The organism is Halomonas bluephagenesis, from assembly GCF_054790765.1.
Genome location: NZ_CP133631.1, coordinates 2,855,591 through 2,878,768 on the forward strand (window position 1 = coordinate 2,855,591; position 23,178 = coordinate 2,878,768).

Below are 23,178 nucleotides of genomic sequence, written 5' to 3' on the forward strand. Positions count from 1 at the left end.
GAGTTTTCCACAGGCTCTGTGAAAAAGAAGACGGACTCTTCACACTCGCCGCTATCGGTCAAGGCATAACTTTTTTAAACGGCTTAACAATTACCTTGGCATAGACCCCCGCGATGATGTATGGATCTGCATCAGCCCATGCTTGTGCGTCCTCAAGACTTTCAAATTCGGCAACGACTAAGCTACCGCTAAAGCCCGCATCGCCTGGGTTGTCGGTATCAATAGCGGGGTGGGGGCCAGCCAGAACTAGGCGGCCTTCATCACGTAGCTTTTCCAGGCGGCCAAGGTGATCCGGGCGTGCCGCTAGTCGGCGCTCCAAGCTGTTAGATACATCTTCACTGATAATAGCGTAAAGCATGGGGATAACTCCTTGTATGCTGGGGCGGTTGTCCAGTGTCGAATTGACCGCGCCCTTGTAAGCGCGCACCATGGCGAGCGCCTGTATACCGTTAAATGAAAACAGGATGCCTGTTTTGTTCACACCATTTTTTATTCACACCATCCTATTCTGACAAACTCGCCACACGGCGTCATGCTTATGCCCCTACTTCCTGAGAACTATCTTCCTGCTAACTCTCTGCCCCCTGTGTTTGATGCCGACCAGCGTTATACGGTGGATTTACACATGCACTCTACCGCGTCAGATGGCGCGCTTACCCCTACCGAGCTGGTAAAGCTGTGCGCTGAGCGTGGTCTTACGCACATGTCGCTGACAGATCATGACACCATGGAAGGCATTGAAGAAGCCGGAGTCGCGGCTCAGCAAGCTGGGATTTGCTTGGTGCCTGGCTGTGAGTTATCCACGCGCTGGCAAGGAATCAACATTCACGTAGTGGCGCTTATGCCCGGCGGTTTGCAAGGGCCGCTGGTAGAAGGGCTTGAACAGCAGCGCGAAGCGCGGATCAAGCGGGCTGAAGTGATCGCCGAGCGGTTAGAAAAAATGGGTTTACCCAACGCGCTAGAAAAAGCGCGTGCCCAGGCGGGCAGCGACCGCCCCTTAGGCAGGCCAGACTTTGCACGCGCGCTGGTAGCTGAAGGTGTGGTTGCTGACTGGGCAGGCGCGTTTAAGCGCTATTTAGGCAGCGGTAAAAAAGGCGATGTAAAAGCCCACTGGCCGGAAATTAGTGATGCAGTGGCCTGGGTGGTGGCTTCAGGTGGTGTAGCGGTGCTGGCGCATCCGCTACGCTACGGGCTTACTCGGCGCAAGCGCGGCTTACTGATGGATACCTTTCAGGCCGCAGGTGGGCAGAGCGTTGAGCTGGTGAGTGGTCAGCAGAATCCCGATAGTACCCGCGACCTGGCCCGGCAACTAGTCGAGCGCGACCTGTATGCCTCCATGGGTAGCGATTTTCATTTCCCTGGCAGCCATGCCGCCCCCGGTAGTATGAGCGTGATACCACGCACTGCTGCGCCGCCGATTTGGCAGCACCCGCGCTTAGTTCATTTGCGCGATGCACCTAGTGGTATGTTAGGTCCTGGGTCTTAAACCGCGTATCGGCTAACCTAAAAACATAATGGACAACGATATGCCCACGGGCAGGAGCAAGTGATGAGTCAATATTTTCAGATTCACCCCGAAAATCCGCAGAAACGCTTGATTGACCAAGCCATAGAAGTCATCCGTAAAGGCGGTGTGGTCGCGTATCCAACGGATTCAGGCTATGCGTTGGGCTGCCACTTGGGTGAGAAAAAGGCCATTGAGAAGATCAAATGGCTGCGCTCGCTAGATGATAAACACAACTTTACGCTGGTGTGTTCGGATCTTTCCGAGATTGGTACTTACGCTAAAGTGGACAACGCAGTGTTTCGGCTGCTGAAGGCCTATACACCAGGCCCTTACACCTTTATTTTGGATGCCACCACAGAGGTGCCGCGACTGTTGCTGCACCCGAAGCGCCGCTCCATTGGTGTTCGTGTGCCGGATCACCGCATTACCCACGCGCTGCTTGGTGCGCTGGGTGAGCCGCTGATGAGCGTGACGTTGATTCCGGTTGGAGATACCCTGCCGATGAGCGATCCTGAAGAGATCCGCGACCGCTTTGGGGCACATCTTGATGCCATTATCGATGGCGGAGCCTGTCACCTTGACCCCACGAGTGTGATTGATCTGCGCGAGCTGCCGCCCAAAATTGTACGAGAAGGCCGCGGCGATGTTACGCCGTTTACGAGTTAACACCTCTCTCTAGCTTGTAATGGTAGCCCCTGGCGGCAAGTCTCAAGGGGGCTGCTGATGTCCCGCCTGTTTCTCTATTCATAAAAAAATCCATAAAAATGATAACCATATTGATAGGTAATTCATTTAGCGCGCTATCTTTCTTATTTGAATGACCAATAAAAATAAATTATGATGATTATGCTTATTTTTGATAATTAATGATGATGGGTGGTACAGGAACTTCCCTGCAACCTGATGACCATCACTGACTGGAGATTGCTTAATGACGATATCTCGATACCGCAACGCTGCCACTGCAACGGCATTCGCAAGCTTAGCGCTACTTCCTTTATCAGGTAACGCTGTAGCCGATGACGCTAGCGCTTGTGATCAGGTTGAGTACGCCATGGGACTTCGTTACCAACAGCAATCCGCAGAAATAATTGCTTTACAGCGCCAAGGCTTCGAGCTGGCGACCTATCGTTTGGAAAAACAGATTGAAGCGCATGGTGAAGATGCCGATTTGGCCATCATTACCGATGTGGATGAGACACTCATCGATAATAGTGCCTTGTTAGTGCGCGATATGCAGGCCTGCCACGACTTTACTACTTGGGATACTTGGTTGCATTGGGAACGCGAAGGCGAGCCGCGTTTGAACCCAGGTGCCATGGAATTCCTGGAATTTGCCGATGAGCAGGGTGTGTCGATCTATTACGTGTCGGATCGCTATCAAGAAAACAAAGCAGATACGCTGGCTACCTTAGAAGCGTTATCACTCCCTCAAGTATCTGACGAGCGCGTTATGCTACTTGGTCCCCCGAAGACCGAGCGTCGCGCTATTGTCGAAGACAATCACACGTTGGTAATGCAACTGGGCGATACGCTGCATGATTTCTCGGGTGACTTTGTCGGCGCAAGCCTTGAAGAACAGCGTGATCTGGTTAACGACCACGCTGAGCGTTTTGGCCAAGACTGGATTGTTTTCCCCAATGCGAGTTACGGAAGCTGGAGCGACGCGGAGCTAGAAGCGTGGGAAGCACCTTTTGAAGACGAGTAAGCTTTAGCTTCCCATTTTAATGGGAAGCTAATTAGCTGAAGAGGCCCTAGTGAATGACTAGGGCTTTTTTTCGTCCTTTTGCTGTTCTTTTTGCTCTTCTTTTTTGCGCGGGTCTTCGCTGTCTTCGTCCAGCCATGTGCCACAGCGCAGGCAATAACGAGCGCGTTTATCATGGCGATCATGGCCACAGCCGGGGCAGGCTTCTTCCGAATAACGGTCTTCGCGAATAGAGCGGATAACTTGGGCGGAAAAAACCCCGGTAGGCACGGCGATAATCGAGTACCCCAGCAGCATCAGAATCATCGTGATCGCTTTGCCTACCGACGTGGCTGGCACAATATCTCCGTAGCCCACGGTAGTCATGCTGACGATTGCCCAATACATCGACATAGGAATGCTGGTAAAGCCGGCTTCAGGCGACTCGATGGTGTACATCAGCGCAGCAAACAGTATGACGACCATCATGATGCTGCTAAAAAACAGCAGGATCTGACGAAGACTGCGTTTAAGCGCATCGAGTAGTAAACGCCCCTCGCCGATAAACTCCATCAATCTCAGAATCCGGAAGATGCGTAGCACCCGCAGTATCCGAACGATCACGAGTCCGTGAGCACCAGGCACCAGCAGTACTAACCAGGCTGGGATAATCGCAATCACATCGACAATGCCGTAGAAGCTTTTGAGGTAAATCGTTGGGCGCTCTAAACAGTAAATCCGCACCGCCAGTTCAATGCTGAAAAGTAGGGTAAATATCCACTCTGCATAGTAAAAAATGTGCCCGTAGCGTTCGGAATAACTATCCACGCTGTCCAGCAAAATACCCGCCACGCTGATTAGGATGGCGATAATCAGCGCAATATCAAATCCTTTGGCCCCCGGCGTATCGGACTCAAAAATAATATGGAAAAGCCGTGTGCGAAGTCCTTCTGCACCGGGAGTTAATTGAAAACTCATCGCGTCATCCTGAAGTGAGCTAAATGCTTCTAGCGTAGCGTGGTTTGATAGGCGAAGCGATGGGCCAGAGTTAACGCAGCAACGCCATAAGCGGAAGTTGGCTGTCCGTTATCAGTCAGTGCCGTGGCCAATGTCTGAGCATCGCGGTGGGTGCTTTCATCCAACTGCGGGTGGGCGGCCAGTGTGTCTAACGCCTGTTGTGCGATGGTTAGGTGCTCCGCTAGACCACTGTCGTGATAGGCATCCAGCGCCACCGTAGCTCTGTTTAGCCACTGAGCCGGGGTATCAGCTTCAGGTAGTGACCACTGCTGCACGCCTAACGCATTTCCGCGAGCGGCTTTGCTGGTATCAGAAGGGCGAAGCGGTACGCTTTCCGCGAGCTTCAATGCCAGCGACCAAAGCGCCTCTGGTTTGCCTGCTTTTAATTCCAGCTCAACCTCGCAAATAGCCGCTTGAGCACCACCACTGACAATCTCTCCCTCGTCCAACACTAACTCGATATGGCTGCCTTGCCAGTCGATTTGCCAGCTGCGCCGAATAAAATCGGTGCGCAACGCAGGGCGTAGCGCTGAAATAACGGTGCCTAGTGAACCTTCAAAAGGCGGTAGGGCGGCCAAGTCATGTTGGTCAAGCTGTGGGCCTGGAACTTGCCACTCCCACTCTTGTCGGGTGGAGAGGCCGCCACCGCCGTGGCCTGCGGTTTTTACCGTTTGTAGCACACGGCCATCTATTTGGCGTAAGCGCACGGCGATCCGTGCCTTGGCCATATCGCCCGCAGGGGTATCGAAATAGGTGTTTGCAAGGTGCTGCTGTTCGGGGGGGGCTGCTAGCGCAGTGTGACACAGCAGCGTGTCTAGCTGAGCAGGTGAAAGGGCGAGTTTAAGCTCGATTTCGGTAGGTGCTGAAACAGAACTAGAAGTAGGAGTTGAATTTTTCATGACATTAGCCACCTTTATATTGTGACATTTCAATTAATTTTTAATTACATTGTGAACTTTTCATGACGGCGGCGAGCGCACTCTTTATACTGGCGCCGCCATTTCCAGGCTCCCCGAAAACAGGCTAAAGGCTATATGGTTACCTCCAACCCTTTTTCCGCGATGTTTGGCCGCTCGCCATTCCAGCCGCTGCTGGCTCACATCGTCAAGGCCAATGAATGTGCCGACCAACTGTTGCCGTTCTTCGAGGCATCACTTGCCGGTGATTGGGATACCGCAGCTGTATTGCGTGAAAACGTCACTCGTTTAGAGCATGACGCCGACACGCTGAAAACAGAGCTTCGGCTTAATTTGCCCAACACGATGTTCCTTCCCGTCTCGCGTTCTGACTTGCTCGACCTTATCAGCGTGCAGGACAAGATCGCCAACAAGGTGCGCGACATTACCGGCATTATGCTGGGACGTAAAATGCGTGTGCCTGATGAGCTGGCCGATCCCATGCGTGATTATATGCGCACCAGCGTGGCTTGCGTGGCTCAGGCGCGTCAGGCGTTAGAAGAGCTGAAAGACCTCCTTGAGTCCGGCTTTGGGCGTAACGTTTCCGATGTTATGCAGAAAATGATCCGCGAGCTGCATACGCTTGAGCACCAAGCTGATGATCAGCAGGTGAATATTCGGCGACAGTTGTTTGCGCTTGAGAGCCAGCTTCCCCCCGTTGATGTGATCTTTCTTTACAAGATTATCGATTGGGTCGGTGAGCTATCCGATCGCGCCGAACGCGTGGGCAGCCGCCTGCAGATTTTGACCGCACGCTAAGGGGATTCCATGCAGATTATTGCCCAGCACGGTGAAATTTTTATTATTTTGGCCTGTTTGTTTGGCTTCTTTATGGCTTGGGGCGTGGGTGCAAACGACGTTGCCAATGCGATGGGAACTTCGGTGGGGTCGAAAGCCATCACCATCAAACAAGCCATTATTATCGCGGTTATCTTTGAATTTTTAGGTGCTTGGCTGGCGGGCGGCGAAGTGACCGCTACTATCCGAGGCGGGATGCTTGACCCTGTCTTACTAGAGTCAAACCCCCAACTATTGGTTTACGGCATGCTTTCCGCGCTGCTGGCGGCTGCTATTTTGCTGATGATTGCATCGGCTCGTGGCTGGCCGGTTTCCACCACCCACTCTATCGTGGGCGCTATTGTTGGTTTTGGCGCGGTGGGGCTTGGAATGGAAGCCGTCGCTTGGGGCAAAGTGGGTCAAATTGCTTCCAGCTGGGTCGTTTCACCACTGTTGGCCGGTACGATTGGCTTTGTGCTGTTCAAATCAGTTCATCACCTGATTTTCGAAAGTGATGACCCATTTGCCGCCGCCAAACGTTACGTACCCGGCTATGTGTTCCTGGTTGGGTTTATCGTGGCGATGGTGACGCTGACCAAGGGCCTTAGCCACGTTGGTCTGAACTTGACGTTTGGTCAGAGCTTGCTGCTATCGGTTTTAATCGGTGCAGGGATCATGGGCTTGGGCTTGATTATGCAGCGCCGCATTAAGTTCGAAAAAAATGCCAGTGACCACTTTGGCTACGCCAATGTTGAACGGGTATTTGGCGTTCTGATGATCTTTACGGCTTGTGCGATGGCGTTTGCCCACGGCTCTAACGATGTTGCCAACGCCGTAGGCCCGCTGGCAGCGGTAATTAGCGTGGTACGTAGTGACGGCGTTATTGATAGCGCGGCGTTAGTGCCTTGGTGGGTACTGGTGCTTGGCGGCGGCGGCATTGTGTTTGGCCTTGTTACTTACGGCCATAAAGTCATTGCAACCGTTGGTACCGGCATTACCGAACTTACGCCCAGCCGTGGTTTTGCTGCCACGCTGGCCGCTGCGACCACCGTGGTGTTGGCATCCGGTACTGGCTTTCCGATCTCAACCACCCACACGCTTGTGGGGGCTATCCTTGGTGTGGGTCTGGCACGCGGTATGGCAGCGCTTAATCTGCGTGTTATCGGTACGATTGTGATGTCTTGGCTTATCACACTGCCAGCAGGTGCCGGTTTGGCCATCCTGTTCTTCTTTATGTTCAAAGGCATGTTCGGTTAACACGGGGGTAAACCCGCCGTAGTACGCCATTGCTCGATGCTATTTTGGATAGATAATGCAGCGGCACCTTCGCGCAAATCAGCCTGTATCTGGGTGGATTTGCACAAGAAGGTGCCGCTGTTTTTTGCGCTCTGTTAAAGTAAACGCTGATACTTTCATTCACCTGCTGCCGGAGAGCGGCCCTTGGACACACGCTTCCCTTTTGTTGATTGGTTTCGTAACGCTTCCCCTTACATTAACGCGCACCGGGGACGAACCTTTGTCATCTTAATTGAGGGCGAAGCCATGGCGTCTGGCCGAGGGGAGCAGCTGATTCAGGATTTAGCGCTGCTACACACCCTGGGGGTGCGGCTAGTCGTGGTGTTTGGTATTCGCCCACAAGTGCATGATGCATTAACGGCTGCCGGTGTAGAGCCAACGCGGGTGGATGGCCGTTGGGTAGCTGACCGAGCGGTGATGGCCCATGTGGAACAGGTAGCAGCGCACCAACGGTTATGGTTAGAGGCGCGGCTCTCCTTAGGCCTGCCTAGCACGCCGCTACACGGTGTGGAGCTTAGCGTGATTTCCGGCAACTTGGTGACCGCTAAACCACTCGGTGTACGTGAAGGCGTAGATTTTGATCACAGTGGTGAAGTGCGCCGGGTACGCGCTAGCGCTATTGAAGGGCTGTTGGAAAAAGGCTCACTGGTGCTGCTGCCGCCGCTAGGCTTTTCCAGTACGGGGGAAGTGTTTGATTTAGACGCCTCGGAAGTGGCGCAACATGCTGCCGTAGCGCTGAAAGCGGACAAGCTCATTCTGCTGGGCGAGTCGGAAGGGCTAGAGGACGAGCAGGGCGCGCTATTACGCCAGCTTTCCCCGGCAGAGGCCGAACCTCGGCTGCAGCAGGCGTTACCGGGCAGTGAGCTGGCACGCCACTTAAACGCCGCCTGCACCGCCGCCCGAGAAGGGGTCGCGCGCACCCACCTGCTTTCCTGGCGCAATCACGATGCGCTGTTGGGGGAGCTGTTTACCCGTGACGGCGTTGGCACCATGATCACCCAGCACCGCTACGAGCAGTTGCGACCAGCCACGTTAAACGACGTCGCTGGCCTGCTAGAGCTGCTGGAGCCGCTTGAGCGGCGTGGCATGTTGGTGGCTCGTTCGCGGGAGCGGTTAGAGCACGAAATTGATGACTACATGGTGATAGAACGTGATGGCATGGTGATTGGCTGTGCCGCACTGCATGTTTTCCCAGACACCACGGTGGGGGAAATGGCCTGTGTCGCGGTACACGGTAACTACCGCGGCGGTGAGCGTGGCGAGCGTTTGGTGGAAGCGTTAGAACGACGCGCTCGGCAGCGCGGGCTTTCCGAAATGTTTGTGCTGACTACCCACACGGCTCATTGGTTTGTTGAACGTGGCTTCCGTGCGGCCAGCCTGGACGACCTGCCGCCGCTAAAGCGTGAAGCCTACAACCACGCCCGAAAATCCAAGGTGTTGGTCAAAAATCTAACGTAAGAGCGCTTATTTAAACAGAAAACGCTAGCCGAGCCGGGTGTCTTTACGACATCCGGCTTCGCATGCGTGCAAAAAATTAATGCAAATATTTGGTCATTTTTGTTATCTGTGCAATTATATTTGCATGCAGATTTGAAGAAGCTAATCCAAACCAACAACAACGAACAACGCCGTTATCTGCACGCAACGTCACTCACAAATTGCCAACAACATCGACGTCACGAGGATTACCCCATGAAGACACTAACCACTCTAATGGCTGGTACTGCTTTTTCTCTCCCTGCCACGCCTGCCGCTGCGGAAAAGCTAGTGGTTGCCACCGATACTGCCTTTGTGCCCTTTGAATTTGCCCAGGACGGTGAATATGTCGGCTTCGATATCGACATGTGGACAATGATTGCCGAAGAGCTTGAGTTGGATTTCGAACTGCGGCCAATGGATTTCAACGGCATTATTCCTGGCCTGCAGACCGGCCAGTTAGATGTTGCCCTGGCGGGTATCACCATCCGCGAAGACCGTGCTGAGGTGATCGATTTTTCGGATGGCTACTATGAAAGCGGCTTCCGTATCATGGTGCCAATCGATAGCGATATCGAAAGCGCAGAAGACCTAGCGGGCAAAACCCTGGCCGTGCGCACCGGCACCTCCGCTGCTGATTACGCCCGGGATAACTTCACCGACACCCAGCTACGCCAATTCCCCAATATCGATAACGCCTACCTTGAATTACGCACTGGCCGTGTCGAAGCCGCTATGCATGATACGCCCAACGTTCTCTACTACATCGCCACTGCTGGTGACGGCCAGGTTAAAGCCGTAGGCGAGCAGATGATGGCGCACGAGTATGGCATTGCTTTTCCCAAGGGGAGCGAGCTGGTCGAGCCGGTTAATGGCGTGTTAGCCGCCATGCGTGAAGATGGTCGCTACGATGAAATCTATGCCAAGTGGTTTGGTGAAGCACCGACTGAATAACGCCTGATTATTCCATACATCTTGCGGAGGGCAGTGTCCCTCCGCTGAGTTCGATAGATCAGGAGCAAGGCAATGAATGTCGATTGGTCGATTATCATTAATTTCCTGCCTCAACTATTCCATGGGGCAAAAATCACGCTGTATATCACCGTAACGGGCTTGATCGGTGGTATTTCATTGGGGGCTGTTATTGGCCTGATGCGTGCCTACGGCGGCTATATTCTCAATACGCTTGCGTTTATCTACGTCGAAATCATTCGTGGCACGCCGATTGTTGTCCAGGTGATGTTTCTATACTTCGCCTTGCCGGTATTGGTGGATATCCGTATTGACCCGATGACAACGGCCATTCTTGCGATCGTTATTAATGCCGGGGCGTATGTTGCTGAGATTGTGCGTGGCGCAGTGCTATCGATCTCAAAAGGATTAACCGAGGCAGGACGCGCCATTGGTTTGCCGCGCTGGAAAGTGGTGGTCTATATCGTTGGCCCACTGGCCTTTCGTCGGTTGATTCCACCGCTGGGTAACCAGTGCATTGTCAGTCTGAAAGATACCTCCTTGTTTATTGTGATCGGCGTCGGCGAACTGACGCGCACTGGCCAGGAAATCATGGCGGCTAACTTCCGCGCGGTCGAAATATGGACGGCGGTTGCCGTGTTCTACCTAATTATGACCGGCACGCTGTCGCTGCTGCTGCGTATCATCGAGAAGCGGATGAGGATCTTATGAGCGCCATCATAGAGTTCAAAAATGTGTCCAAGCACTTTGGCCCGCTTAAGGTACTTGAAAAGGTTGATCTGGAAATTAATCGTGGCGAAGTGGTCGTGCTAATAGGGCCATCCGGTTCTGGAAAATCCACCTTGCTGCGCTGTATTAATGGGCTGGAAATGATTACCTCGGGTGACCTTCTTGTTGACGGTATGAGCGTTAAAGGGGGGAACAAAACGCTGCGTGAAATTCGCCAGGAAGCGGGCATGGTCTTCCAGCAGTTCAACCTGTTTCCACAGATGACAGCGCTGGAAAATGTGGCCTTTGGTCAACGCCATGTGCGAGGTATGGGGCGCAAGGCTGCTGACATTAGTGCCCAGGAGCTACTGGAGAAGGTCGGCCTAGGGGACAAATCCAAACACTACCCCCATGAGCTTTCGGGTGGCCAGCAGCAGCGGGTAGCGATTGCTCGAGCGCTAGCGATCAAGCCCAAAGTAATGCTGTTTGATGAACCTACCTCGGCGCTTGATCCTGAGCTAAAACAGGAAGTGCTGACTGTCATGCATAAATTGGCAGAAGAGCATATGACTATGGTGGTGGTGACCCATGAAATGTCCTTTGCCAAGCAGGTGGGCACACGCTTGATTTTTATGGAACACGGCAAAATTGCTGTTGATGCCAACCCTGTTGATGTCATCGATAACCCGCCTAATGACCGGATGAAGGATTTTCTGCGCCATGTCTAAACAAGTAAGCTCTATTGGCTGGCAGATTATCAACGGACAGCCACGCGACATTGGCGTTGCCCTTGGTCGCGCAGGGCGCGATGCGGTGCATCGGTTTCTGTTGCCGAGCGCTATTTGGGCCGAGATTAACGACCCGATTCACCAGAATGCTGTTGCTACCATGGCAGCCAATACGCAGCGTGATTTCCCCCAGGTGTGGGAAGAGCTAGAGGGGCTTGCGGAAGGCCTTAATCTGCCCATTGAGGCGGTATTTGCTTGGAACTGCCGTGGTGACCTGTTGGCCCATGCACCGGACGGCTGTACTACCTTGGCGGTTCCCGGAGAAACGCCGCTGGTGGCGCATAATGAAGATGCCCTGCCATTTTTCCGCGGCCACTGCTTTATGGCTGAAGTAACATCAGCGCCGGGAGAAGGGTTTACAGCCTTCTGCTATCCCGGCTCGATACCCGGTCACACCCTGGCGTTTACCCGCCAGGGCTGGGTGCAGGCGGTCAATAATTTGCGCCTGCTCGATATCACACCCAAGGTGCCAAGAATGGTGTTAGGGCGAGCAGCCCTAAACCAGCCCAATGTAACCGACGTGGTGGCGCTGCTGCAGCGCTACAATGAGTGTGGCGGCTTTCATTTTTCGCTTGCCGAGTGCGGCCAGCCCGAGGTGACGAGTATTGAGTTCGGTGGCGGGGGGGCTGCCCAGAGGGCGTTGAATGCCCCCAGCGTGCACGCCAATCATGCGCTGTATCACCCGAGTGGTGTGGCGTCACAATGGATTACTGACTCCTCTAGAGACCGCCAGCAGCGTGGGGATCAGCTGCTGAAAGAAGGAGAGACTGCGCCGCTGGCCATCTTGCATGATCAACAAGCCAGTGGTCTGCCAATTCTGCGGCTTAGCGCTGACGATCCTGATCACGAGAATACCCTGGTTACGGCTGTGATGCGTCTTGAAGCGGATGGTGTAGCATGGCAGCTTTATGATCGTACTGGAGCGCCGCCCGCTTATGCCGGAAAACTTATCTACCCGACGTGAGAATGACCAAGCGTCATCAAGTACTCAGCCTCCCCAAACGCTGGATGCGCTACGTGAACTGGCACTGCGTATTGCCAGAGGTGAGAGTGAGCTGCGACTTGGCCCTAAAGCACGGGAAGTACTGGCGCGCCTGATCGACCTTCAGGGGGACCAGGTCTTGCTGTCTATTTCCTCGGCAGCCCGTCGTTTAGAGGTCAACCCGTCGAGTATTTCTCGTTTGGCACGCTCTCTCGGCTATGCCCGTTTCAGTGATTTACAAAGAGTCCTGCTGAGCGCGAACTTTACTTCTTCAGCATCTTTTTACCGCGACCATGCTGCCAGCGCGTTGGCAGCAGACAAGCGCAGTTTGCATGTCCAGGCGGAGCAGTTATGCGCTGAAAACAAACACAATATCGATCGCTTTCTACAGGGTGTGAAGCATGATGATATTGAAACTTTCGCCCAAGCGGTGATCAATGCGCCCAGAGTAAGGCTGTACGGTGTGCGTCAGTTTCATGCACTGTGCAGTTTCTCAGCCTACGGGCTAGGCATGTTGCGTCCTGATGTAGCACTGCTTAGCGACGCCACTAATGGGGTCGCGGAAGGATTGGCGTCGTTGTCCGAAGGTGACGTGCTGATTGTCGCCAGCTGTCAGCCCTATACGCGCCAAGTGGTGGATGTCTGCCGCATGGCGCAGGCTCACGGTATTCAAACCTTGGCCGTAACCGACTACGCTAGTTCTGCACTGGTCGAATATGCGCAGGTATCTATCCTGGTGCCCCATGAAAGCAGCTTTATTTCCAACAGCATGGTGGCCTATTTTGCCGCCATGGAGTGCCTGATTAATGCTTGTGCCACCCTGGCAGGCGACTCGGCAGGTAAGGCAATCTCGCGGCGGGACCGCTTTATCACCGAGTTGGATATCGAAATACGCTGACAAGTCGTTAAATGCAGCTTTACTGATCACCGCAGATACTTAAGCTCAGTTATTCAAGCTTAAGTATTTAAAATACCCCCGCCATTTAAGTGCAACGTTTGGCCGCTCATGTAAGACGACTCTTCGCTGGCGAGGTATACATACGCTGGGCCAATTTCACTGGGATGGCCGGCTCGCTTCATGGGGACTTGCCCGCCAAAGTTGGCGACTTTTTCGTCATCAAAGCTGGCGGGAATTAACGGTGTCCAGATTGGCCCCGGCGCGACGGCATTAACCCGAATGCCTCTATCCATTAACGACATAGCCATTGAGCGTACAAACCCTTGGATGGCGCCTTTCGTGGCGGTGTAGTCAATTAGTGTGTCGTTGCCTTTGAAGGCGTTGATGGAGGACGTGGCGATAATGGTGTCGCCTTCACTCAGGTGGGGCAGTGCCGCTTTCGTGAGATAAAAATGGCTGAACACGTTCGTTTGAAACGTGCGTAGTAGCTGCTCATCAGGAATGTCAGTGACATCGTCCCAGTCATACTGCTCAGCGGCATTATGAATAACTACGTTGAGCTTGCCGAACTCTTTCAGGGTATGTTCCACAATGTCGCCACAAAAGATGGGTTCCGCCACGTCGCCTTGCAGCACCAAGCAACGGCGTCCCTCTGCCTCTACTAAACGCTTGGTATCGTCGGCATCTTTGGGCTCTTTAAGGTGCACAATAACGCTATCGGCACCTTCACGGGCGTAATGTACGGCCACCGCTCGGCCAATGCCGCTGTCGCCACCAGTAATGATAGCAACTTTATCTAATAGCTTATCGGCACCGCGGTAGCTTTCGCGAATATACTCCGGCGTTGGCTGCATCGCATGCTCATCGCCGGGCTGTTTATTCTGATGCTGCGGGGGTTGCTGTTGATCACTCATGTGCGGTCACTCCTTTGTTGGCACATTTTTTTAACGCTAGCCTATTGGAAGGCTAGAAAGATTCAGCACTGGGAAGAGTTGAAAATGACAGTGTATGTTTCATCCGGTTTCAGTGGCTAAATAGGGCATCCCTATTTTTGAATGCCTTATGTTCTTAATTCGAGTGCTTCTAACGTAGACCAATGGCGCATAAAGTGACAAGTAACCGCTGGATAACCCCGCGGTAAAGGTAATAGAAAACGTTAATAATGACTATTTGAAATGTCTATTAGATCGTTTTTAATAACGTATTAATATCACAAGTGGCTGGTTTATAAGTTTTATAAAAGGTAAGTGTGCTGCGTGCTTTGGATGATTTTTATTTTGCGTAATGGCAAGTAGGTTACGAGCGACTATAGTGAATAAGCCAATTCATTCCCCTTGGCACGTAAGGCGATACGGCGACTACCAAGGAATAGGAGGTAATATGCAGCAACCTGATAAAGACGATCACAAGAACGATCATAAGAAAGATCAGCGCCAAGATCACCATGATGATGCCAATCCGATGCCCGACACGCATCATGTCAATCCTGATGCCGACGATAAGTCGTCCACCAAGCAACCTAAACACTAATTTAACCGGTTTGCCTAATAATGGGCGCTACCCAATAGTAGCGCCTTTTTTATAGGATGTTGTAATAGTTAGCAGTATCTCCGGTGAGTGGGTTTAAATGCTAATATTTTAATTTTTGTTATTTATATTCGCTGTCTTTTGATTTGATTTATGAAAATTAACGATATTTGTTGGGTTGGATTGGGTTGGGTTGGATTGGGTTGGGTTGGGTTGGGTTGGGTTGGTTTTTTTGATCATTAAGCTGTTTTGAATGGAAAGCTAATGGCGGTTCGCTATAGTTTTAAATAAGAGGTGATTTTCGAAGCTATTTTAACGACACGGAGGGCGTCACCATGGATGAGCAAGGAAAACAGAACTATTCACATATTGAAGATTCACATATTGAAGATTCACATATTGACGATTTACATCTTGATGAGCTGGATGATCACGGTTCACTTAAGCAAAAAAGCCGAGAGAGCGCTGAGGAACTAAAAGTGACTGCTCAGCAACAAGATAAAGAAAAAGCGCTGCATATCAGCTATAGCTCTAGAGGCGCAGCGCACCACTTAGAGGAGAACGTCAAATCAGTTAAACGATGGAACGGCTAAACAGTTGGTCGATGATAAGCATGATTTGTCACACCGTAGGCCTAACTAGCGGCAAACTCATGGCCATTCACGCGGCGCTACTTTTTGTTGTAGCGCCGTTTTACTTCTACGCTTAGCCTGCCTTCGCCCAGCCGTAGCGAGAGTTTCTGGCCTGGCTCGGTGTCCTCTGCTCGGCGAATGACATGGCCCTTTTCATCCTGGGCAATGGCATAGCCGCGCCCCAATACCGCAAGTGGGCTGACGGCATTTAGCTCACGGGCAGCGCTACTCAAGAGTGCCTGACGTACTTCCAACGCCCGCTGTATAGTGCTGGCTAAACGGCGCTGGAGCTGGCTAACACGCTCTTGCTCTGTGCGGTGTAGGCGTGCCATGTCTTGGCTGGCTAAGCGTTTGCTTAACTGTGTGACCCTAGTTTGCTGCTGCTGAACGCTTTGCTGCATTGCGCGTTGCAGCCGTTGGGTTAGGGCGGAAACATACTGGCGCTGGCGGTTAAGCTGCTCCCCAGGGTGGCGAAGGCGGGCACGCAAGGTATCCAACCGTTGGCTATCTCGTTCTAAGCGCGCCTGCATGGCACGACGTAAGCGGTTTTCTAGCTGTGACAATTGGTGCTTTAGCGCTTGCTGGTCGGGTACTAAACGCTCGGCCGCCGCCGATGGGGTAGGGGCGCGCATATCGGCGGCGAAATCTGCCAGGGTGGTATCTACCTCGTGGCCCACTGCTGACATCACCGGCAAGCGGGAGTGAAAAATCGCCCGTGCCAGATGCTCGTTATTAAACGCCCACAAATCCTCTAAGCTACCGCCACCGCGGGTGATCAGCACCACATCCTGGTCAGGGTCTAAACGCGCCTGCCGGTTTAATAACCCCAGTGCAGAAATCATGGCGGGGGCGGCCTCGGCACCTTGTACGGGCACCGGAATCAGCGTGACATCCGCCAGGGGCCAGCGAGCCGCCAGCACCGCCAATACATCGCGAATCGCTGCGCCGCTGGCAGAACTCAAAATCAAAATCTTGCGGGGTGGAAAGGGCAGAGGGCGAGCATTGGCAAACACGCCTTCGCTTTCCAACTGCACTTTTAGGCGCTCAAATGCCGCCAGTAGCTCCCCCAAGCCCGCCGCCTGCACGGCGTCGGCAATCAGCTGATAGTCGCCGCGCGGCTCGAACAGCGAAACACGGCCGCGTAGTTTTACCTGATCACCATCACGCATGGGGCCCGCCACAAAACGCGCCCGCTGGCGAAACAGTGCACAGCGAATTTGCGCGCGGTCATCCTTCAGCGTGAAGTAAATATGCCCAGAGGCCGGGCGGGAAACATTGGAAAGTTCGCCTTCTACCCACACCTCGCCCACCTCTCGCTCAAGGGTCTGCTTGGCGCGCTGATTCAACTGACTAACAGAGAGCGCTTGTGGCGTTTCGTGCATGGAGCAACCTTACAAATAAATGGGCGAGCGGGTAGTTTTCGCAAGAATCCTAGCTTATTAGCCATTGGTCTGAATTGAAAACCTTCTTCACATTGCTGGTACGGCCTTCAAAACGTTATAATAGGGGATTAACTTTCCACGCCCCACTTCCTCTTCCATCAGGGTGTTGCCGCTATGCTACGTATGGCCCAAGAAGCACTTACGTTCGACGACGTACTCCTCGTTCCCGGCTTCTCCGATATTCTGCCTAAGGATGTCAGCCTCAAAACCCGCCTGACCCGCAATATTTCACTCAATATCCCGCTGCTTTCCGCTGCAATGGACACCGTTACCGAAGCGCGTCTAGCAATTGCGATGGCCCAGGAAGGCGGCATCGGCATTATCCATAAGAGCATGGCCATGAGCCAGCAAGCCGCTGAAGTGCGCAAGGTTAAAAAGCACGAAAGCGTGATTGTAAAAGATCCGGTCACCGTTAGCCCCAAGGCGAAGCTGGAAGACCTGCTGGCGATGGCGCGCGAGAACGGCTTTTCTGGCTTCCCCGTTGTAGAAGGTGAAACGCTGGTTGGTATTGTGACCGAGCGTGATATGCGCTTCCAGCCTAACCACGGCGACAGCGTAGCGGACATCATGACCCCCCGCGATCGGTTGATTACTGTCAAGGAAGGCACCGACCTTGAAACCAGCAAAGCCAAAATGCGCGAACACCGCATTGAGAAAATGCTGATCGTCGATGACGAGTTTCACCTGCGGGGCCTGGTGACCTTCCAGGACATCGAAAAAGCCCGCACTTATCCGATGGCTGCTAAAGATAGCGATGGCCGCTTGTTGGTTGGCGCCGCCGTTGGTACTGGCCCAGAAACGCCTGATCGCGTTGCGGCTCTGGCCGAAGCCGGTGTGGATGTGATCATTGTTGATACTGCCCATGGCCATTCCAAAGGCGTTATCGACCGCGTGCGCTGGATCAAAGAGAACTTCCCCAACATTCAAGTGATTGGCGGCAACATCGCCACCGCCGCTGCCGCGAAAGCGCTGGCTGAAGCGGGCGCAGACGCTGTTAAAGTGGGCATTGGCCCCGGTTCTATCTGCACCACGCGTATTGTTGCAGGGGTTGGCGTACCGCAAATCACCGCGGTTTCTAACGTGGCAGAAGCGCTGAAAGAGTTCGATATTCCGCTGATCGCTGACGGCGGCATTCGCTTCTCGGGTGACTTAGCCAAAGCGATCGCCGCTGGCGCAAGCGCGGTGATGGTCGGTGGCCTGCTCGCCGGTACCGAAGAAGCCCCCGGTGAAGTCGAGCTTTACCAAGGCCGTACCTACAAAGCCTACCGTGGCATGGGTTCCATGGGCGCCATGTCTCAGAACCAGGGCAGCGCCGACCGCTACTTCCAAGACAAGAGCGAAGGTGCCGAGAAGCTGGTGCCGGAAGGCATTGAAGGCCGCGTACCCTATAAAGGCATGATGGGCGCTATCGTTCACCAGCTGATGGGTGGCCTGCGCGCTTCCATGGGTTACACCGGCTGCCGCGATATTCAAGAAATGCGCACCAAGCCAGAATTTGTACAAATTACCAGCGCTGGCTTTAACGAATCCCACGTGCACAACGTGCAGATCACCAAAGAAGCTCCCAACTACCGGGTGAGCTAACCAGCACGTTTAGTTAAATGGCGCGGCGGGCATTGCCCCGCCGCTTGCTTTTTGGCCTTACCAGCGGCACCCACACCGCTTAACCGAGACCCCGCCATGAGTGACATTCACGCCCATAAGATCCTGATTCTCGACTTCGGCTCCCAGTACACCCAGCTGATCGCCCGCCGTGTACGTGAGATCGGTGTATTCTCCGAAATCCGCGCCTTCGATATCACCGAAGAAGAAATTCGCGAATACAACCCTAACGGCATCATCCTGGCCGGTGGCCCGGAATCCGTGACCGAACTGGATTCCCCGCGAGCACCGGCGTGCGTGTTCGAAATGGGCCTGCCGGTGTTTGGTATCTGCTACGGCATGCAGACCATGGCCGAGCAGCTTGGCGGCAAAGTTGAAGGCTCTAACCAGCGCGAATTTGGCTACGCCCAGATTCAAATCGACGGCGACACCCCGCTGTTCAAAGACATCAAAGACCACATCGATACCGACAGCGGCAAAGGCCTGCTAGACGTATGGATGAGCCACGGCGACAAGGTCTCCCAGGTACCTGACACCTTCACCGTGACCGCTTCCACGCCGAGCTGCCCGATTGCCGCTATGGCCTGGGAAGAGAAGCAATTCTACGGCGTACAGTTCCACCCGGAAGTGACCCACACCCTGCAAGGTCAGCGCATTCTTGAGCACTTCGTGCTGGATATTTGCGGTGCTGAAAAACTCTGGACGCCTGCACAAATTATCGAAGACCAAGTGCAGCGCGTACGCGAGCAAGTGGGCGACCGCCATGTACTGCTTGGCCTTTCCGGTGGTGTCGACTCCTCGGTTGTGGCGGGGCTGCTGCACAAAGCCATTGGCGACCAGCTGACCTGCGTATTCGTCGATAACGGTCTGCTGCGCAAAAACGAAGGCGACCAAGTGATGGAAACCTTCGCCAAGCACATGGGCGTGAAAGTGATCCGTGTCGACGCCGAAGAGCTGTTCCTGGGCAAGCTGAAGGGCGAAAACGACCCGGAAGCCAAGCGCAAAATCATCGGCAACACCTTTATCGACGTGTTCGATGAAGAAGCCAGCAAAATTGAAGGCGTCGACTTCCTGGCCCAGGGCACCATCTACCCGGACGTGATCGAATCCGCCGCCTCTAAAACCGGCAAAGCGCACGTGATCAAATCCCACCACAACGTGGGTGGTCTGCCGGAAACCATGAAGCTCAAGCTGGTGGAACCGCTGCGCGAACTGTTCAAAGATGAAGTGCGCAAACTCGGCCTCGAACTCGGCCTGCCTTACGATATGGTCTACCGCCATCCGTTCCCTGGCCCCGGCCTGGGCGTGCGCATTTTGGGCGAAGTGAAGAAAGAGTACGCCGACATCCTGCGTGATGCCGACGCCATCTACATCGAAGAACTACGCGCCGCCGGTTGGTACGAAAAAACCAGCCAAGCCTTCGCCGTGTTCCTACCGGTGAAATCGGTAGGTGTCGTCGGCGACGGCCGCCGCTACGAATGGGTCATCGCGCTACGCGCGGTCGAAACCATCGACTTCATGACCGCCCGCTGGGCGCACCTGCCCTACGAGCTACTGGAGAAAGTTTCCAACCGGATTATCAATGAGTTGGAAGGGGTTTCGCGGGTTACTTATGACGTGAGCAGCAAGCCACCGGCTACGATTGAGTGGGAGTGAATGTAGGCTTATTTATATAGTTGCGTGGGCGCAAGTGATGTAGCCTAACCTTAAACTGTTCGGTATCAGGTCTATATTTAGTATTGAGAATATGCAACGGTAAAATTGTTCGCTTCGAGCGGCGGTAAGGATACTGCCGTTTTTGCTAAATGTAGGGTAGGGGGCAACTCATGCACCCTGATTTGTTCGAAATGGACGGCTGAGGTAGGAGCATGAAAAATTATAGTACATCGCAACTGTCCGCCCTGACTCGACTCTTCTCTGCCGCTGTCTTCCGTGAATTGGCGAAAAAAGGCCAATCTGGCTTATTCTGTCGGTTACTCGGACAAACAAATTTGCTTGATAATGCCGGTTCAGATGCGACTGTTGGCGATGTTTTCGACCAAGCATTCGAAATTTTGAAGGTCGCTGGACAACGCGATGAATATATTTATCGAGCGGCTATCAGCCAGAAGATACTGATGGGAAGGCACACTCTACGCACAGCCTCGATGCTCAATGAGTTTCGTGCTGGTAGTAGTAAGGCTGATCTCGTTATCTTGAATGGCACTGCTACCGTTTATGAGATCAAATCAGAGCGGGATTCGCTTGCGCGGCTTGCTAACCAGGTGGAAAACTATAAGCGCGTTTTCGCCAAGGTAAATGTAATCGCGAGCGAAGGTCATATAGACGGGATAATAGAAACGGTTCCGAAAGACGTAGGGGTAATGTGTCTTTCAAAGCGCTTCCGGATAACAACAGTGCGTGAAGCAGCGGAGTGCCCTGCGCGAATCTGCCCGGTAACCGTTTTTGAGTCATTGCGTATGGCCGAAAGCAACTCAATCTTGCAGACAATGGGCGTAGTGGTGCCTGAGGTTCCTAACACTCAACGGCACGCCGCTATGCGTGACCTGTTCGCTAGGCTAGACCCGGTAGAGTTACATATAGAGATGGTTCGCACGCTCAAGCGGACGCGTGACCTCGCACCGCTTGGTGACTTTGTCAATCGTTTGCCCAAATCTTTGCAAGCTGCGGCGCTTTCTATATCGGTGCGCCGCTCTGATCACCCGAAGCTGATTGGCGCCATTGAGACTCCGTTGCAAACAGCCATGACTTGGAGCTGAACGTCGTATGTATTATCCCTATTTTCGCGGAAAACAATACGAGCTTATTACCATCCGAGAGATGGCGGTAGTGCTTGCCGAAAAGAATTTCGTACCTGTGATTGAGCCAGTGAGGGAATCACTTGGCGGTCTTAAAAAGGCCTTAAGTGCAGTATACGAAGCTGGGGGACGTGCAATTGTTATCGTGAATCCTTATTACGGTGATCATAAGGAGGACGGGGCGAGTATTACTGGCCTACTCCAAGAAAGTTTTAGCAACATTGACAATATCTCCGCCGGCATTTTGTTGCGTAATGACATGGACGTTAACGAAGTAATGGCTTTTTATGATCAACACGTCGATCATAACCCTGTTCTAGTCCACGCAGGCTTCACTGCTCCTAAGGAGCTGGCAGTTGCGCTGGAGAAAGAAATGGCTGGGCTCACCAACATCTTTATCGAAGATTATGCAAAGCTGCTCTACCGGAAGCACTTTGGACAGGGGCGACGCATCCTCGTGCGTGATGGTTTTAAGCGGCAGCGTAATGCTGATTATAAGCCAATAGAAGAATTCACTGATCTTCATGTCACTTATGATGAACTTGGCATGGCGGGATTTGGAGATTTTTTGATCGCGGGTGACGTCTATAGTGAGAGTGGAGGCCCGGCTTATGCCGTTGCGATCCACATTACATTCATTGATCCGGACAAGGACGATGTCATGTACATCTATCACTTCGTCTCGAATACAAATGACACTCCAACTGATCCTGCCGGAAAGTTCGCCCAAGCACTGGAAAAACTGATCGCGAAACTGGACAGTGGAAATTCGCATATTCTTGAAACTGATGCGGTACAAGAGTTTCGCTCACTGCATGCAAAGGGCCATTTTCCCGGACTCGGCTACGTCAAGAAGCTCTCGATGAAGCATCATATCGAGACTCTTGCCGCCTATTGTGGCTGAGCTCTATGCCAAAGCGATTTTGTTGTCCAGAATGTTTCGATGATCGTACCTTGCGTGATGAACTCTTCCCTTCTCTCGATCCTGGTCACGGAGCATGTGATTTCTGTGGAACCGCCAACGCCCAGCTCGTTGAGCCATATAAGCTGGCCAATTATTTCGAGCTCCTAGTCAATGCCTATGAGCCAAGTGAGGGCGGCAAGCTGCTGGTAGAGTGGATGAAGGATGATTGGCAGCTTTTTAGCCACCCGCGGATGGATACTGCTCACGCTAAGGAATTGCTAGGTGAGATTCTGGATGATGGGGAAATCGTCAGAAAGGGCTTTTCACCGTCCTCAAGCTATATCAGTGAGGGCATTGCGCGATGGGATGAACTGCGTGACGAAATGATGTATGCCAATCGTTGGTTTCTTGAAGTTGAAATCGACCAAGTACGTCTCCGTGAACTCCTAGGAATGCTGTTAGCTCGACAGTTGCCCCGGCAATGGTATCGCGCACGCATCTCGACCGAAGATGAGGCCTTCCTAATTGAGAATATGGGCTCCCCCCCGAAAAGACGCTCATCACATGGTCGAGCCAATCCGGCGGGCATTCCCTATCTTTATTTGGGATCGCTCTCAGAAACCGCTGTGGCCGAGATCAGACCCCATACCGGTGAGCTTGCTTGCGTTGCCGATTTTACTATCCCAGAAATTAAGGCTGTGGACTTGCGCAATCCGCGTAAGATCGTTTCTCCTTTCATCTTTTCCGAGTCTAGCGCGATTGCTCAGCTGCGTGCCGATTTACCATTCCTTGAACGTTTGGGTGAAGAATTGACTCGACCAGTTCAGCCTATGGGCGCGGCAATCGACTACATTCGGAGCCAGTATCTTTGTGAGTTTATTAAGAAGCAAGGGTTCGACGGGGTTGTCTATCGTAGCTCAGTCAGCGATGGCAACAATCTCGCACTGTTTGATCCCGAAAAGGCTGTCGGCGGGGAAGTGGAACTCTACAGCGTGTCCAAAGTTTCGGTCAAAGTAGCCGCCCTCTGAAATAAAAGCACATTCTTATAGCTACAGTTCTGGTGAGCGTCAGCTTCAATCACCAATGAAGAATCATCTTATCATTAGTTTGAAGTGCCACTGAACTCCCCCTAGATTAGTACCACTCGCTTAATGAGATTTTCCATACTATGCCGAATTTCGAGCATACTTAACTGATGGCTGCTTTCCAGGT

General features: G+C 53.0%; 23 protein-coding genes. 18 read left to right on the forward strand and 5 right to left on the reverse strand.

Annotated elements, in window-relative coordinates:
• Window positions 1-58: 58 nt before the first annotated feature.
• On the reverse strand, window positions 59-358 hold the full coding sequence (locus tag REH51_RS12830) for a YciI family protein (RefSeq protein WP_009722218.1): 300 nt from the start codon (window positions 356-358) through the stop codon (window positions 59-61).
• Between the two features lie 180 nt (window positions 359-538).
• Between REH51_RS12830 and REH51_RS12835 the strand changes: the two genes are divergently transcribed.
• The 3 genes from REH51_RS12835 (at window position 539) to REH51_RS12845 (ending at window position 3,215) form a co-directional block, all read left to right on the forward strand.
• Window positions 539-1,486, forward strand: coding sequence for a PHP domain-containing protein (locus tag REH51_RS12835; protein ID WP_009722219.1), 948 nt, complete (start codon window positions 539-541; stop codon window positions 1,484-1,486).
• 63 nt (window positions 1,487-1,549) lie between these two features.
• Complete coding sequence (locus REH51_RS12840) at window positions 1,550-2,173, forward strand: L-threonylcarbamoyladenylate synthase (RefSeq protein WP_009722220.1); 624 nt, start codon at window positions 1,550-1,552, stop codon at window positions 2,171-2,173.
• Window positions 2,174-2,438: 265 nt separating this feature from the next.
• Entirely contained in the window at window positions 2,439-3,215 is a 777-nt protein-coding gene (locus REH51_RS12845) for an HAD family acid phosphatase (protein WP_009722221.1), read from the forward strand.
• A gap of 57 nt (window positions 3,216-3,272) precedes the next feature.
• On the opposite strand, the gene REH51_RS12850 is transcribed toward REH51_RS12845, so the two are convergent.
• Together REH51_RS12850 and REH51_RS12855 are read right to left on the reverse strand one after the other, a co-directional pair.
• Window positions 3,273-4,169, reverse strand: a complete 897-nt coding sequence (locus tag REH51_RS12850) for an ion transporter (RefSeq protein ID WP_498935974.1) — start codon at window positions 4,167-4,169, stop codon at window positions 3,273-3,275.
• A gap of 29 nt (window positions 4,170-4,198) precedes the next feature.
• Complete coding sequence (locus REH51_RS12855; RefSeq protein ID WP_498935976.1) at window positions 4,199-5,107, reverse strand: CYTH domain-containing protein; 909 nt, start codon at window positions 5,105-5,107, stop codon at window positions 4,199-4,201.
• Window positions 5,108-5,242: 135 nt separating this feature from the next.
• Between REH51_RS12855 and REH51_RS12860 the strand changes: the two genes are divergently transcribed.
• From REH51_RS12860 to REH51_RS12895, 8 genes are all read left to right on the forward strand, one after another.
• The gene (locus REH51_RS12860) at window positions 5,243-5,923 is read left to right on the forward strand and encodes a TIGR00153 family protein (protein ID WP_009722224.1); all 681 of its coding nucleotides are present in this window, start codon (window positions 5,243-5,245) and stop codon (window positions 5,921-5,923) included.
• 9 nt (window positions 5,924-5,932) lie between these two features.
• Window positions 5,933-7,198: an inorganic phosphate transporter gene (locus tag REH51_RS12865; RefSeq protein WP_498935977.1), complete on the forward strand. Its 1,266-nt coding sequence runs from the start codon at window positions 5,933-5,935 to the stop codon at window positions 7,196-7,198.
• A gap of 183 nt (window positions 7,199-7,381) precedes the next feature.
• The gene (gene argA, locus REH51_RS12870) at window positions 7,382-8,695 is read left to right on the forward strand and encodes an amino-acid N-acetyltransferase (protein ID WP_009722226.1); all 1,314 of its coding nucleotides are present in this window, start codon (window positions 7,382-7,384) and stop codon (window positions 8,693-8,695) included.
• A 234-nt stretch (window positions 8,696-8,929) separates the two neighbouring features.
• Window positions 8,930-9,667 carry a glutamine ABC transporter substrate-binding protein GlnH gene (glnH, locus tag REH51_RS12875; protein ID WP_498935979.1) on the forward strand — a complete coding sequence of 246 codons (738 nt, stop codon included), beginning with the start codon at window positions 8,930-8,932 and terminating at the stop codon, window positions 9,665-9,667.
• Between the two features lie 72 nt (window positions 9,668-9,739).
• Window positions 9,740-10,396 (forward strand): glutamine ABC transporter permease GlnP, encoded by a 657-nt coding sequence (gene glnP, locus REH51_RS12880; RefSeq protein WP_009722228.1) that lies wholly within the window; start codon window positions 9,740-9,742, stop codon window positions 10,394-10,396.
• A complete protein-coding gene (gene glnQ / locus REH51_RS12885) occupies window positions 10,393-11,121 on the forward strand; it encodes a glutamine ABC transporter ATP-binding protein GlnQ (protein WP_009722229.1) in 729 nt (242 codons plus the stop codon). The genes glnP and glnQ overlap by 4 nt, the downstream gene beginning before the upstream one ends.
• Window positions 11,114-12,145 (forward strand): C45 family autoproteolytic acyltransferase/hydrolase, encoded by a 1,032-nt coding sequence (locus tag REH51_RS12890; RefSeq protein WP_498935981.1) that lies wholly within the window; start codon window positions 11,114-11,116, stop codon window positions 12,143-12,145. The genes glnQ and REH51_RS12890 overlap by 8 nt, the downstream gene beginning before the upstream one ends.
• Entirely contained in the window at window positions 12,090-13,061 is a 972-nt protein-coding gene (locus REH51_RS12895) for a MurR/RpiR family transcriptional regulator (protein ID WP_234667880.1), read from the forward strand. Before REH51_RS12890 ends, REH51_RS12895 begins: the two co-directional genes overlap by 56 nt.
• A 59-nt stretch (window positions 13,062-13,120) precedes the next feature.
• Here the strand turns inward: REH51_RS12895 and REH51_RS12900 are convergent, their stop codons facing one another.
• Window positions 13,121-13,975, reverse strand: coding sequence for an SDR family oxidoreductase (locus tag REH51_RS12900; RefSeq protein ID WP_498935983.1), 855 nt, complete (start codon window positions 13,973-13,975; stop codon window positions 13,121-13,123).
• A 466-nt stretch (window positions 13,976-14,441) separates the two neighbouring features.
• On the opposite strand from REH51_RS12900, the gene REH51_RS12905 reads away from it, so the two are divergent.
• Together REH51_RS12905 and REH51_RS12910 are read left to right on the forward strand one after the other, a co-directional pair.
• Window positions 14,442-14,591, forward strand: a complete 150-nt coding sequence (locus tag REH51_RS12905; RefSeq protein WP_009722233.1) for a hypothetical protein — start codon at window positions 14,442-14,444, stop codon at window positions 14,589-14,591.
• A gap of 332 nt (window positions 14,592-14,923) precedes the next feature.
• Complete coding sequence (locus REH51_RS12910) at window positions 14,924-15,181, forward strand: hypothetical protein (protein ID WP_009722234.1); 258 nt, start codon at window positions 14,924-14,926, stop codon at window positions 15,179-15,181.
• 77 nt (window positions 15,182-15,258) lie between these two features.
• Here REH51_RS12910 and xseA read toward each other — a convergent pair whose 3' ends face one another.
• Entirely contained in the window at window positions 15,259-16,602 is a 1,344-nt protein-coding gene (xseA, locus tag REH51_RS12915; RefSeq protein ID WP_498935985.1) for an exodeoxyribonuclease VII large subunit, read from the reverse strand.
• 174 nt (window positions 16,603-16,776) lie between these two features.
• On the opposite strand from xseA, the gene guaB reads away from it, so the two are divergent.
• From guaB to REH51_RS12940, 5 genes are all read left to right on the forward strand, one after another.
• Complete coding sequence (gene guaB / locus REH51_RS12920) at window positions 16,777-18,246, forward strand: IMP dehydrogenase (RefSeq protein ID WP_009722236.1); 1,470 nt, start codon at window positions 16,777-16,779, stop codon at window positions 18,244-18,246.
• 96 nt (window positions 18,247-18,342) lie between these two features.
• Entirely contained in the window at window positions 18,343-19,920 is a 1,578-nt protein-coding gene (gene guaA / locus REH51_RS12925; protein ID WP_498935987.1) for a glutamine-hydrolyzing GMP synthase, read from the forward strand.
• Window positions 19,921-20,132: 212 nt separating this feature from the next.
• The gene (locus REH51_RS12930) at window positions 20,133-21,023 is read left to right on the forward strand and encodes a sce7726 family protein (protein ID WP_009722238.1); all 891 of its coding nucleotides are present in this window, start codon (window positions 20,133-20,135) and stop codon (window positions 21,021-21,023) included.
• Window positions 21,024-21,030: 7 nt separating this feature from the next.
• A complete protein-coding gene (locus REH51_RS12935; RefSeq protein ID WP_498935989.1) occupies window positions 21,031-21,966 on the forward strand; it encodes a sce7725 family protein in 936 nt (311 codons plus the stop codon).
• Window positions 21,967-22,016: 50 nt separating this feature from the next.
• Window positions 22,017-22,994: an RES family NAD+ phosphorylase gene (locus REH51_RS12940; RefSeq protein ID WP_498935991.1), complete on the forward strand. Its 978-nt coding sequence runs from the start codon at window positions 22,017-22,019 to the stop codon at window positions 22,992-22,994.
• Window positions 22,995-23,178: the final 184 nt, after the last annotated feature.